This window comes from Halalkalibacter sp. AB-rgal2 (genome assembly GCF_041821005.1).
In the GTDB taxonomy this organism is placed as follows: Bacteria; Bacillota; Bacilli; order Bacillales; family Bacillaceae_D; genus Halalkalibacter.
This window is the reverse complement of the sequence record NZ_JBGUAV010000013.1, coordinates 85,516-99,286: the sequence shown is the minus strand read 5'-3', so window position 1 is coordinate 99,286 and position 13,771 is coordinate 85,516. Positions and strand designations below refer to the sequence as shown.

The following is a 13,771-nucleotide window of genomic DNA, read 5'->3' as shown; positions in this document are numbered from 1 at the left end:
GACTAATCTTTTATCAGTCGTCTTTTTTACTCTATCTTATTGTTCAGGATTACCGTAAATTTCTTCTAATGGTTCTGTAATAATTTTATTAACGTCTCCAATGATAGTACTTAAGTTTTGTTCTGCTTCCATTAATTTTGAAATTAATTCATGCTGCTGAACAAGTTCAAATTGCTTCTGTGCTTGCTCCGCTTCTTCTTGTGTAATTTGAACACCTTGCATTTGCTTTTGTTGTAGCTCAAGTTGCAATTTACGGAAATTGTCTAACATTCTTTTTGCCACTTCATCCGCATTAATTTGCCCATGTAATGAACGTAAAGTTGCAAACTCTTCACTATCAGCTAATGTTTGCTTTAATTCTTGAGCTTTTTCAATAATTGTAGACATGTTACGTCCTCCTAATAAAAGTATCTCTACGACTATAACAGTCCGTCGAAGAAGCGTCAAATATGATTCCTATCATTTTATCGTACAAAAAATAAAAGGAACCCTTGCAACAAACCGATAAATCCTCCAAGAAATGCACCTAAATATGTAATCATCTTAAATTCACGGCGTGATATTGATAAAACAAGATCTTCGAGACGCTCAACAGAAAAGGCCTCTACCTGTTCCTTCACGATGTCGTCTAAATGAACCTGCTCTAATAATATTTCTAAGCGAGAAGCAATTAAACCAATTAATACAGTGACTGCTCTTGGAATAACTACATCCATAACAGTGGATTCATATTGATTAGACCATTCCTTTATTGGTGATTTCATCCAATGAAAAATCGGAAGATTTTTTTCGATTGCTTGCTGTACATACGAAACAATTTCTTCTTCATTTAAATAAGACTCAAGCTCGTGTAATTCTTTTTGCTTCCACTTATTCCATTCTTGATGAAGTAATCGTTGTATAACTTTTTTGGTCTCATCATCTTGTAAGCCTTTTACAAGCGCAGGTTGGATTTTATCAACTAATCGATCATTGCCAAGAAACATCGAGATCATATTTCCAATTTTCCCTTTTTGTACAAGGAAACGGTCGATCATCACACTAAGCTGATCCTTCCCTTCTGAGCTTTGCAAGTACATTTCACCACGTTCAAGTAAATAGTCAGTGACGGTAGGTATGTTCGTTTCAATCTTTTCCATCATTGAGAGCGGCAAAAGCTCGTCCAATTTCTGATATCTATTCTTAGCAAAATAACTACGATAACTACCCTCAACTAACTTTCCAACTTGCGTATTGAGCCTTTGATAAGCTGAGGCTAGTCCCAATTGGTGCTTGAGAAAATGTTCACCTGTTTGTTCACTATTCATGAACTTCTCCGCTTCTTTTTGCAACCAGTTCGTCAATCCATCTGTAAACGTCGTGCTCATGAGACGTTTTGATATACCTTCCGCTGTAATTAAATAATGAACAACCATCTTACCGAGCTGTGAGGCTAACTCATGTCGCCTTTTTGGAATGACTCCAGGAGTAAACGGAACACGAAACCGTCCAATCCATTTCTCTGTATATGGTCGAAACAGCATTTTGATTGCTAATGAATTCGTTAAACCTCCAATAATAGCTCCTATTATCACCATGAATACGATTAATCCAAAAACACCCAAACTAATACTCCACTCCTTCTCTTCAATTCACCAAGTAGGCATGTAACACATAGTATACGATACGTACACTCTCCTATCTAGTATTTGTTTACACTCACCATTAAGACAATTATAGATGTAGGAGGATCATAATGAAACTAATTACTATAACCTCTAACTTATGGGAACAATACCGTTGGCCTTTATTGCTATTTGTTCGTCGTTATGAGAACTGTCACAACTATTCACTTTACCGCCGGTTATTCCATCTTAAAAAGAATGATTTACAAAAGCCTGGAACATGTATTTTAGTTGCGTTTTGGGAAGGACAATTAATAGCTACTGCCGTCATTAATCATTATGGCACCAAACATTCAGAAATTGTTATTTCACCTACATTCGATCGACCCAAAATCCATAAACGACTCATTCATTCTATCATCGACCAGCTTGGTGTCTTTTACACAAAAGTAAAGTACGATGATGAAAGAAAATTTAAAACCGCTCTCGAATCTGGGCTTGTTTGCTTCTCCTACAGTCAAGAACAAGAGACTAATTACCTTTGGCTCGGTGGAGGTCATTGGAATACAAATGACGTCGTCTCATGAATAAGATTAGGCCTCCTTTCAAAAACTAAAGAGTATCCTATATCATTGAATATTAGAAGGACGTGACATCAATGAAGAAAAAACAAAAGCATTCGTTCATCCCAGATCAAAATGCAAGGGAGCAGGCCTTTCTCGATGTTGACCGCATGATCAATGAAGGTTTAGGTGGTGGCACTGTACACGGTCATGATTCCGGCTTAATTGAAGAAACAAGAGGAAGTCTTGAACAGGAAGACCCTCCAAACTCCACAGATCATTAAGAAAAACCGTAATGCGCTCTTTTCTTAATTGCGTAAAGCGGAACGTGTAACGAGAGAAGTTCTCGCCTCACGTGAATCAACTACGTCCTCCTTGATTAAACTTCTGAAAAAAGAACGTATCATTAGGTTTTACCTAACAGATACGTTCTTTTTTGTTATACTTATAGTAATTAGACAAGCAATAAGGAGACGGCAACATTGAATGAAAAACTAATCAAACAATTCAAGCATGCTATTGTAACAAATAAGACTGAAGAACATGAATCGATTATATGGCTTGAGGATGAAACAAGACAACCTGTTGGCTTTTTAACAGACCAGTTAACAGAAAGTGAACTGCTGCTACTAACGATGCTCTTTCAACCAGTTGATTCTACTCCAAAACCTCAAGGTTCAAATGAAGAACATTGGGCTCATTTTTTATTGGCAAAAGGTGATCAACCTCGCGATCCTAAAATAATAAGAATGATTCATTTTACACTCGACAAGCGTATAGATGACCTCGATTCATTTCGTGATGTTTGGAATAATATTTTAGATGGACCAGTCATTATCGTATGGACATCATCCACACGTGGACTGATTATCCTTGATACGACAATGGAAGAGGAGCTTCCCGACTTCATTAGTATCAATCAAGCTATCGCTTCTGACTTTTACATCGATATGACATTACTAGTTGGTTCTAGCCACGAAATTGAACACGCTAAAGAGCAATTTCGTTGGGAGTCAGCTTGCTTAGATGCACTTATTAAAGCAAAAGTCATACATCGAGTGTTTTATGAGTATGAAGCGATTCCTTATTTATTACTAGAACCAATCACATTTGAGTTACGTGAACAATTTATTAATCGACTTTTAGATGAAGAACTGCGGTCCGACAAAGACTTCCTAAAGAGCATGAAAGTTTACTTTGAACATAATTTAAACATTTCAGCAGCAGCAAAGGCTCTGCATCTTCATCGCAATAGCTTACAATACCGCATTGATAAATTTACTGAACGAACGAATTTCGACCTTAGGCAATTTACTCACGCCTCCCTACTCTATCTAGCGTTATTACTTTTAGATACTCGTTCATAATCGGCAACATGCACAAAAACGCTTACATTTTTTTGTGCAAGCTTGCTATAGTGTTTTAAAAAGAAAAGGGTTACAATTTCATTAGTTCATTAATAGGAGGCGTTATACATGGCAGATATCGCATTAAAAAATGTATATAAAATTTATGATGGTGATGTAACAGCGGTTACAGATTTCAACCTTGATATTGAAGACAAGGAATTTATCGTATTCGTTGGTCCATCTGGTTGTGGTAAATCAACAACATTACGTATGATTGCAGGACTTGAGGATATTTCTAAAGGGGATTTATACATTGGCGACAAGCGTATGAACGAAGTAGCGCCAAAAGATCGTGATATCGCGATGGTATTCCAAAACTATGCCCTATATCCACATATGAATGTATATGATAACATGGCGTTTGGTCTTAAGCTTCGTAAGTTTAAGAAGGATGAAATTAAACGTCGTGTAACAGATGCAGCTAAAATTCTAGGTCTAGAAGAAATGCTTGATCGTAAGCCTAAAGCAATGTCTGGTGGTCAGCGTCAACGTGTTGCACTTGGACGTGCGATCGTTCGTGACCCACAAGTATTCTTAATGGATGAACCACTTTCTAACTTAGATGCGAAGCTTCGTGTACAAATGCGTGCAGAAATCATCAAGCTTCACAAACGTTTACAAGCAACGACAATCTACGTAACACATGACCAAACGGAAGCTATGACGATGGCAACACGAATCGTTATAATGAAATTAGGGGTTATCCAGCAAGTTGGTACTCCGAAAGATGTATATGATAACCCATCAAACGTATTCGTCGGTGGTTTCATCGGTTCACCATCTATGAACTTCTTACACGGTACATTAGAAGGTGAGTACTTCAAAGTGAATGACATTAACTTAAAAGTACCTGCCGGAAAGCTTTCATTCCTTAAAGAAAAAGGCTATGACGGTAAAGAGTTAATCCTCGGAATTCGTCCAGAAGCTGTACATGATGAGCTCGTATTCTTAGAAGGCTCTCCTGATACAAAGATTCAAGCAAAAATTGATGTTGCAGAGTTAATGGGTGCTGAAACGATCCTTTACTCAACAGTCGGTGGCCAAGACTTAGTAGCTCGTATTGATTCTCGTACAGATATTGCAAGTGGTCAAACGGTAGAGCTTGCATTAGACATGAACAAAGCTCACTTCTTTGATAAAGATTCAGAGGAAGTTATTAAAAAATAATAAAAACAAAAGAAGGTGTGTATCCTCCAAAAGGATCGCACCTTTTTCTACTATAATAATCACCACTCTTGAATGAGTACCAATGAAGCCTTATTACATGTTGGACAAGCCACGATATGGGCACATTTTTCCTCCTTTTGGTCATCCTTAATTCCATTATCTAATTTCTTCATTTCAATCGGTAAATAAGCATCGTATTTCTCACCAAAATCCATCATTCTACCATGATCAACAAGGATGGTATGACAATGCTTACACGTTTCATTTAATTCATTTAAGCCATTACAAACCGGACACATACTCATTTACATCCACATCCCTCACTTTATAACAATCAGCCAGAAAGGGTGCCCTTCTAAAATAAGGACACCCATGCCATTTTGTATTCATTTCATTATTAAGATTGACCACCCATTTGCTGTTCAGCCATTTGTACTAAACGCTTTGTAATTTCTCCCCCAACTGATCCGTTTGAACGAGAAGTTGCATCAGGTCCAAGCTGTACACCAAATTCTGAAGCAATTTCAAATTTCATTTGATCTAATGCTTGTTGTACTCCAGGTACGACAAGTTGGTTTGAACTATTATTATTTGCCATGTTGTCTCACCTCCTTGTGTACCTATAGTTTGATTCTTTTCTTCTCGATTATGTAAATGAATTTCTGATAATTTATGGCAGAATCTTATAGAAAGTATGATTTAATAATCATGATTTTTTATCTATATTTTCCTTTTTTAGAATTGTAAGAAAAATATAAAAATTGTACTATTCACGAATACATTTGTGTGATATATTATATCCTGATATTAATTATATTTATAAAGGAGGACAAACAATATGGCCTTAAATCAAGAACCTGGTCGCGAGCAATGGGCAACAAGATTAGGGTTTATCTTAGCAGCAATGGGGTCAGCCGTTGGATTAGGAAACATTTGGCGTTTTTCATATGTTGCAGGGGAAAATGGAGGAGCTGCCTTTCTTCTCATTTACTTAGTCATGATCCTTCTAATCGGCTTGCCTATTGTTATGGCAGAATTTACAATTGGACGAAAAGCACAAAGTGATGCGGTCGGTTCATTTGAGAAGCTTTCACCAGGAGGAGAACGATTAGCCGCCGGTGAACCTTGGAAAATAGCAGGTATTATGGGAGTCTCCGCTGCTTTTATGATTCTATCGTTTTACGGAGTCATTGCAGGATGGTTATTCTATTACTTGCTTAATTACTTGACAGGTAACCTTTGGACAGCTCCTGAAGGTGGCTATGGTGATTTCTTTGGTACTTTTATTGCAAGCTCAAGTCAACCAATTATATGGCAATTCATTTTTATGATTGTAACAGTCGGAATTGTGTATGTCGGTGTTAAAAAAGGAATTGAACGTGCAAATAAGATCTTAATGCCATTATTAGGTGTTTTATTAATTGTCTTATCAATTTACGGTCTTTCACTCGGTGGTGCTAAAGAGGGATTAGCATTCTTATTTTCACCAGATTGGTCAGCACTTTCTGATCCTTCCATTTACTTAGCTGCTTTAGGGCAGGCTTTCTTCTCACTAAGCTTAGGGATGGGAGCATTAATTACGTATGGTGGTTATCTTTCTAAGAAGGAAAGATTACCTGGTGCAGCAGCAAGCGTTGTTTCGCTCGATACATTGTTTGCTATTATTGCTGGTTTAATGATTTTCCCTGCTGTATTCGCTTTTAATATTAATCCTGCAGAAGGACCAGGTCTTGTCTTTGTTGTCATGCCAGATGTTTTTAATAGCTTTACGTTAGGTGGGGTGTTTGGAATCCTCTTCTTCTTCCTCCTTTCTGCTGCTGCATTGACATCTGGAGTTTCATTATTAGAGGTAGCCGTTGCTTATTTCATTCGTAAGTTTAGCTGGAACCGTAAGAAGGCAACGTTAATCGTTGGATTTATTATTTTCTTAGTTGGTATTCCATCGGCACTTTCACAAGGTGTATTAGCTGGATACGGTTTAGGTGGCCTCGATATTATCGATTCTGTAGACTTTATCGCTTCCAATATCTTTCTACCACTTGGTGGTTTAACTATTGCCATCTTTATGGGCTGGGGATGGAAGAAATCAGATGCATTACGCGACTCTGATTTTGGGGATACTCGACTCGGTCGAACATGGATCTTCTTATTACGATATATTGCACCTATTGCCATCTTGCTTGTATTCCTTGGTTCAGTCGGTGCTTTTAACTAATACCATTTCAAAAAAAATCACCAGATGTGAAAGGAACACGTCTGGTGATTTTTTATATTTTAAGGGATAATTGACAAAGCGCTCGCTCAGTTTATAGGTGCGGCTTGCACTTCCATTTCCTCTTTTATTAATTCTAATAAGAGCGTTAATCCTTTTTCAATCTTTTCCGGAGTCGCATGAGTGAAATTTAACCTCATCGTATTTTTCTTTGGTTCACCAGCATAGAACGGTTCCCCTGGAACATAAGCTACTCCTCTATCAACTGCTTTACTTAATAAATCCGTCATATTCAAACAAGGATCAACCTCAATCCAAATAAACATTCCACCCTTAGGCTTAACAAAGCTCAATCCAGGTACATTCGCTTGCTTTAAAAAGGCGACCATTGCCTCCATACGCGCTTGATACGTATCACTAATCTTCTGAATATGAGCATCCAAATCAAAGTGGCAGCATAATTGATATAGTGCATGCTGAGAAAGTGAATTCGAATGGAGATCATTCGCTTGCTTCGCTTGGGCCATCATCCGAATCACTTGATATGGACCAACAATCCAGCCTGTTCTTAGTGCAGGTACGGCTGTTTTTGAAAAAGTACTCGTATATAATACATGTGTACCATCATCCAATGCCGCAAGAGGTGTATACGTTTCACTTCGATCAAACTGAATTTCACCATACGGATCATCTTCAAACACAACAACTTTATGTTTATGGACAAGATTGACGAGTTGCTTTCGACGTTCAAGTGACCATACACGACCTGCTGGATTTGAAAATGTTGGGACGACATAGACACATTTAGGACGATACTCCTTTAATTTTCTCTCAAGATCTTCTGGAATCATTCCATCATCATCAGAATCAACTGCGACCACGTTCGCTTCATAGGAATGAAATACTTGTAAAGCTGCTAAATAGGTAGGATCTTCTGTTAATACAATATCTCCTGCACTTAACATTATTCTTGCAAATAAATCAATCGCTTGCTGAGAACCAGTCGTAACGAGAACATTATCTGGTGAATAGTTGACAATATCTTTCTTCGCCATCCGATCAATAATCACTTCACGTAACGGACGTAACCCCTCTGTTTCCGCATATTGCATCGACTGCTTTCCTGACTTAAACGTCCGATCAAACGCATCTTTAATACCTTCAATTGGAAACAAATCATCATCAGGTAATCCACCTGCAAACGAGATAATGTCTCCCTTACCAACAACCTTTAAAATATCACGAACAGCTGATGATTGGAGGTGTTTCACTCGATCTGAAAATGCATACTTCATCTAACGCACCTCTATTGTAATAAAATTTTGAATATTATATATATATACTACCTTATTCCGATAGAATGTCAACGTGAGATAAAAGAAGAGAATAGCTCAGAAACTACTCTCTTCAACAAACTCCTTATTTTTTCATCATCGCCGCATATTGCGATTTTACTAATTGGTAATATGCGCCATGATTATTCATTAATTGCTCATGTGTTCCCTCTTCCAAAATTTGACCATGCTCTAATACAACTATTTTATCTGCATCGCGAATCGTCGATAAACGATGAGCAATCATAATCGCCGTTCGACCTGCTAAGAGCTTCTTTAACCCTTCTTGTATTTTCAATTCTGTTTCGGTATCGATACTAGCTGTTGCTTCATCGAGAATAAGAATACGCGGATCTGCAAGTAATGCACGAGCAAAGGATAACAGTTGACGTTCACCAACCGACAGAACACTTCCTTTCTCTTCTACTTCCGTATTATAGCCATCCTCAAGCTTCAGAATAAACTCATGTGCTCCAATTGCACGTGCGGCATTTTTAACTTCCTCATCCGCTGCATTAGGACGCCCAAATCGAATGTTATCCATAATTGTTCCAGCAAAAATAAATGTATCTTGTAAAACGTAGCTAACATGCTTTCGCAAATCATCTAGCTTCAAGTCTCGTAAATCAACTCCATCTAGCAAAACCTTTCCGTTAGTCGGGTCATAGAAACGGCTGATTAAATTGACAATCGTTGATTTACCAGAGCCAGTATGTCCGACAAGTGCAATCGTTTCACCAGCTTCAAATGTTAAGTCTATGCAATGCAATGCTTTTCTCTTCTCATCATATGAGAACTCAACGCCTTCAAACGTAACCTCACCTTTTACATCTGCTAACACTTTTGCTTCTTCTTTTTCAGGTACAGATGGCTTCTCATCTAAAAATTCAAAGATTCGCTCCGATGAGGCCATACCTACTAATAATTGATTGTACACTTGACCTAGGCGGGAGATCGGCTCCCAAAACATTCCTAAATAGAAGGCAAAGGAAACAAATACACCGAGTGTTAATGTACTCGTATCTGATTGAAGCAAATACGCCCCATACCAAATTAAAACAACTGTACCGATAGCACCAGACATCTCTACAATTGGACGGAAAATCGCATTTTTCTTTGTTGCATCTCTCCAGCTTTCATAGTTATCTGTATTCACGCCATCGAAGAATTCCATATTTTCATGTTCTTGTGCATACGCTTGAGTGACACGAATGCCTTGAATACTTTCGTTCAAATGCGAATTTAATTTCGATTGTCGAATCCTAACTTTCTGCCATGAACGTCGTATGTTCTTTCTTAGCTTTGTTGAGATAAAGAACATGATCGGTACGACGATTAAAACCAAAATAGCTAATTCAGGACTTAATGTGAATAAAATAATGACAATCCCTAGTAACATCGCAATGTCCATTATTAAATTGACGACACCATTAGTAAATAAATCTTGCATCGAATTCACATCATTAATAACCCTTACCAAAATAGACCCAGCCGATCGTTGGTCGAAAAAACGGTGTGATAAACGTTGAATGTGATTAAATAATGCTGTACGTATGTCATAGATCATATGTTGCCCAAGCTCATTCATCCAGCGAATACGCAAAATATTAGCAAGCCACGATGCTAAATACATAAATAGGACTGTCAAAGCAATTGTCGTCATAAGCGACATATCACCAGGAGCAATCGCATAATCAATTGACCACCCAATAAAAATCGGAGCAGCTAATCGTACTGCACTTACAACGAGCATCGCTAAGATCGTTTTAGGTAAATAGCTTTTTGCATACGGCTTCATAAAGCCTAGTAAACGGCTCATTTGTTTCCAGTTAAAAGGCTTATCAATAATTTGTTCCACTGTATAATGAAATCGAGACCTTTTCTGCTCTTGTGTACGTTGTACGTCTGTATGTGTTTGACTCATTTTTACTCCTCCTTTCTCTATACTTGCTGCAGGACATATTCCTGATCCTGGTTTTGAATGTCATAAATACGGCGGTATTGGCCTTTTGAGTTTCTCAATAGTTCTTCATGTGTCCCACGTTCAATAACTTCACCTTGATCCAATACGAGTATTTCATCGGCATGCTTTACAGATGAAATACGATGAGCAATCACAAACGTTGTTCTTCCTTTCATCACTTCTTGAAACGCACGTTGTATTTTCGTTTCCGTTTGCATATCAACGGCGCTTGTAGCATCATCCAGAATTAAAATACGTGGATCCATAATAATCGATCGTGCAATAGCAATACGTTGCTTCTGACCACCAGATAATCCTAGACCACGTTCACCTAACACCGTGTCATAGCCATCAGGTAATTCTGCAATAAACTCATGCGCATCAGCACGCTTGGCTGCATCAATGATGTCCGCAATCGACGCATCAGGTCGACCATAGGCAATATTATCACGAATCGTTGATGAGAAAAGAAAGGTTTCTTGTAATACAGCACCAATCTGTTCGCGTAGTTCCTTCAACGTGTAATCATCAATCGAACGACCATCTATCAAAATATCGCCAGATGAACGTTCATAGAAGCGAGTAATCAATTGAATAATACTTGATTTTCCTGAACCCGTTGCACCAACTAATCCAATTGTCTTACCCTTCGTTGCTTCAAAGGAGATGTTCCTTAATGCTTGTTGCTGCTTGGACCCATACGTTAATGAAACGTTGTTAAAAATCACTTCTCCAACAAAATCATCTTTCTTTTGCAAGACAGGTTCCTTCGCATCATCACGACGTACAGACTCATCTAATACCTCGATTAATCGCTCTCCTGACGCTTTTGATTGTGAAAACATATTCACAATAAACCCTAGTTGCATAATCGGACCTATAATAAACCATACTAAGCTAAAGAAGGCGATAAGTTGGCCAACTTGCAAACTACCTTGAATCGTTAAATAACCACCATAAGCTAATAAAATAACAGCAGATACATGTCCTAGAAACTCCATTAAAGGAAAATATCTTCCCCATATTTTAGCAAGGTCAATATGTTTCTTACGGTAATCTTCATTCGATTGAGAAAATCGCGTAATTTCCTCATCTTCCTGTGATAACGCTTTAACCGTATTCATACCACTAACGTTTTCCTGGACTTTTGTGTTTAAACGAGCTAATGATTTTCGAATACCACGAAATCCTGGATGTACTCGCTTATCAAATTTTGCTACACTAATGGCTAAAAATGGGATCGTTATCATTGAGACGAGAGTAAGTGGTACGGAGTAATAGAACATTACTGACATACTAAAACCAATGAGTAATATAATATTTAAGAGTTGAGCACAGCCGAACGATAGGAAGAAGCGAAAGGCTTCGACATCTGCGGTTAATCGAGACATTAAATCGCCTGTCTTGGCATTATCATAATAGCGGAATGGTAAAAACTGAAGCTTTTCATATAACGTATCTCGTAATTTACGTACCGCCTTTATCCCGAATAAATCTCCTAAATATTGATGAACGTATACTGCACCACCTTTTATAATCATCGTTCCCATTATCGTTAAAGCTAAATAAGGAATTAATTCAAATCGACCATTTTCAATTGCTTCATCAATTGTAAATGCTAGAATCATTGGATAAAGAACCGTCATACCCGTTACGACAACGAGTGCAAGTAACGACCAAACGAACAATGATTTAAATGGCCAATAAAACTCTTTCAAACGTTTAAATGTATCCATCTCCATCACCTCATAATATGTACACTCTTAAACTCTATAAATTTATTTAGAGTCTCGAATGATTTTATGAAACTAAACACTATATTAAACCTAATACAAACTAGAAGTCAATAACGTTTTAAAACGTTTTCAAAATTTTATTAAAAAAGCTGTACAGCAATCTTTTCTTAGTTGAGTCGTGCGTGTAGCCGTTACAAAGAAATTATCGTTTGTAAGTAGGTTTCTCCTGTAGCGTATGGAGCCGACGTCACCTGCGAAGCCACGTTACACCTTCCACCATTAGACTTTCAAACGATTTATATAGTATGGATTATCTTAAAAAGATATCCCACTGCTTTACTTATTAGCAGTGGGATTTGGTTCATAAATATTTACGTTGTACTTTATGACCATCGAACACAAAGGTGATCGCTTTATCATTTACCTTCGTTTCAATATGAACGGTTCTTCCCCATAATTGGTATATATAAGGAAGCACTTTTTCTAAATACCCAACGTCAAGCTCTGTTCCTTCATAGGAGTGAGTAATATATAATTCACCGTTTTTCATATAATCACCGTTTGTCACAAGTAAATACGGAAAACCACCATTCACTCGAGACAAAACGAGCTGATCGCGAATATGCTCCCACTCTTTATCAACAATTTTATACTCACTTCCTTGCTTTTGGAACAAATACATGTCTTCGTTCATAACGAGATCTTTCGTTAGATAGTTACGAATAAATGAAATATCTGATTCAATCTCACGAACTTCAAAGATCTTATCTCTTCCACTACCCTCTTTAATACCTTGCCTTTCCTTCATATCATCAGTTGGGTGATTAAAACGTTCTTCAATATCCTCAAATATTTTCAACCCTAAATAGTAAGGGTTAATCGTCGTCTTTGATGGCTGAACAACTCCAGCATTTAATTTAGCAAATTCAATCGTTTCTTCGCTCGTTAAATCCATTTCCCTCAAAATACGTGCATGCCAAAATGATGCCCAGCCTTCATTCATAATTTTCGTCTCAAGCTGAGGCCAAAAGTATAGCATTTCTTCACGCATCATCGTTAAGACATCGCGCTGCCAAGGATCTAACTCTCGACTATACTCCTCTATAAATAACAATAAATCCTTTTCAGGCTTAGGTGGAAACTTCTTCTTCTTTTTTTGCTTTTCCTTGTCACCCTTCTGGTCCATATTCCATAAATCATCATATTCTGATTTTTTTCGTTTTACATTGGTGTCATCATCTTCATCTGTCATAGACCAATTTAATTTAGGTCTTACTAGACTAGGATCTATATGTTCTTGAATCGCCAAAACAGCATCTAAGAAACTTTCTACCTCTTCCTTCCCATATTGATGTTCATAATGCGCAATTCGTTCGGCAGTCGCACTCATACTCTCAACCATGTCACGGCGTGTATTCGAAAATCGAACATTGTTTTTAAAGAAGTCACAATGCGCAAGGACATGAGCAACAATGAGCTTATTTTGTATTAATGAATTACTATCTAACAAAAAGGCATAGCATGGGTCAGAATTAATAACAAGCTCATAAATTTTACTTAAGCCAAAATCATATTGTAGCTTCATTTTATGATATTGCTTTCCAAACGACCAATGGCTATACCTTGTTGGCATTCCATATGCACCAAACGTATAAATAATATCAGCCGGACATATTTCATATCTCATTTCATAAAAATCAAGTCCAAATCCATCGGCAATTTCAGTGATTTCTGAAATGGCATATTCCAGCTCTTTCTCTATTAGAGACATTGTTTTTCCCTC

At 37.5% G+C, this 13,771-nt stretch carries 13 protein-coding genes; 5 read left to right on the top strand and 8 right to left on the bottom strand.

Annotated features, from left to right (window positions below; translation table 11 throughout):
* Positions 1–36: 36 nt before the first annotated feature.
* Positions 37–387, bottom strand: coding sequence for a YlbF/YmcA family competence regulator (locus tag ACERJO_RS12195; protein WP_247103124.1), 351 nt, complete (start codon positions 385–387; stop codon positions 37–39).
* Between the two features lie 77 nt (positions 388–464).
* Complete coding sequence (locus ACERJO_RS12190) at positions 465–1,604, bottom strand: DUF445 domain-containing protein (protein WP_373647647.1); 1,140 nt, start codon at positions 1,602–1,604, stop codon at positions 465–467.
* Between the two features lie 131 nt (positions 1,605–1,735).
* Here ACERJO_RS12190 and ACERJO_RS12185 point away from each other — a divergent pair, with 131 nt between their 5' ends.
* From ACERJO_RS12185 to ACERJO_RS12170, 4 genes are all read left to right on the top strand, one after another.
* Entirely contained in the window at positions 1,736–2,191 is a 456-nt protein-coding gene (locus tag ACERJO_RS12185; RefSeq protein WP_247103128.1) for a hypothetical protein, read from the top strand.
* Between the two features lie 71 nt (positions 2,192–2,262).
* Entirely contained in the window at positions 2,263–2,451 is a 189-nt protein-coding gene (locus ACERJO_RS12180; RefSeq protein ID WP_247103130.1) for a hypothetical protein, read from the top strand.
* A 198-nt stretch (positions 2,452–2,649) separates the two neighbouring features.
* Entirely contained in the window at positions 2,650–3,534 is an 885-nt protein-coding gene (locus tag ACERJO_RS12175; RefSeq protein WP_373647646.1) for a PucR family transcriptional regulator, read from the top strand.
* A gap of 108 nt (positions 3,535–3,642) precedes the next feature.
* Entirely contained in the window at positions 3,643–4,743 is a 1,101-nt protein-coding gene (locus ACERJO_RS12170; RefSeq protein WP_247103147.1) for an ABC transporter ATP-binding protein, read from the top strand.
* A gap of 59 nt (positions 4,744–4,802) precedes the next feature.
* Here the strand turns inward: ACERJO_RS12170 and ACERJO_RS12165 are convergent, their stop codons facing one another.
* Both ACERJO_RS12165 and ACERJO_RS12160 read right to left on the bottom strand, forming a co-directional pair.
* On the bottom strand, positions 4,803–5,048 hold the full coding sequence (locus ACERJO_RS12165; RefSeq protein WP_247103151.1) for a hypothetical protein: 246 nt from the start codon (positions 5,046–5,048) through the stop codon (positions 4,803–4,805).
* A 92-nt stretch (positions 5,049–5,140) separates the two neighbouring features.
* Entirely contained in the window at positions 5,141–5,341 is a 201-nt protein-coding gene (locus ACERJO_RS12160; protein ID WP_247103152.1) for an alpha/beta-type small acid-soluble spore protein, read from the bottom strand.
* A 240-nt stretch (positions 5,342–5,581) separates the two neighbouring features.
* On the opposite strand from ACERJO_RS12160, the gene ACERJO_RS12155 reads away from it, so the two are divergent.
* A complete protein-coding gene (locus ACERJO_RS12155) occupies positions 5,582–6,958 on the top strand; it encodes a sodium-dependent transporter (RefSeq protein ID WP_247103154.1) in 1,377 nt (458 codons plus the stop codon).
* Between the two features lie 86 nt (positions 6,959–7,044).
* On the opposite strand, the gene ACERJO_RS12150 is transcribed toward ACERJO_RS12155, so the two are convergent.
* From ACERJO_RS12150 to ACERJO_RS12135, 4 genes are all read right to left on the bottom strand, one after another.
* Positions 7,045–8,250 carry an aminotransferase-like domain-containing protein gene (locus ACERJO_RS12150; protein WP_247103156.1) on the bottom strand — a complete coding sequence of 402 codons (1,206 nt, stop codon included), beginning with the start codon at positions 8,248–8,250 and terminating at the stop codon, positions 7,045–7,047.
* Positions 8,251–8,374: 124 nt separating this feature from the next.
* Positions 8,375–10,213, bottom strand: a complete 1,839-nt coding sequence (locus tag ACERJO_RS12145) for an ABC transporter ATP-binding protein (RefSeq protein WP_373647645.1) — start codon at positions 10,211–10,213, stop codon at positions 8,375–8,377.
* Positions 10,214–10,230: 17 nt separating this feature from the next.
* Positions 10,231–11,988 carry an ABC transporter ATP-binding protein gene (locus ACERJO_RS12140; protein ID WP_247103160.1) on the bottom strand — a complete coding sequence of 586 codons (1,758 nt, stop codon included), beginning with the start codon at positions 11,986–11,988 and terminating at the stop codon, positions 10,231–10,233.
* A 361-nt stretch (positions 11,989–12,349) separates the two neighbouring features.
* Positions 12,350–13,759: a SpoVR family protein gene (locus tag ACERJO_RS12135; RefSeq protein ID WP_373647644.1), complete on the bottom strand. Its 1,410-nt coding sequence runs from the start codon at positions 13,757–13,759 to the stop codon at positions 12,350–12,352.
* Positions 13,760–13,771: the final 12 nt, after the last annotated feature.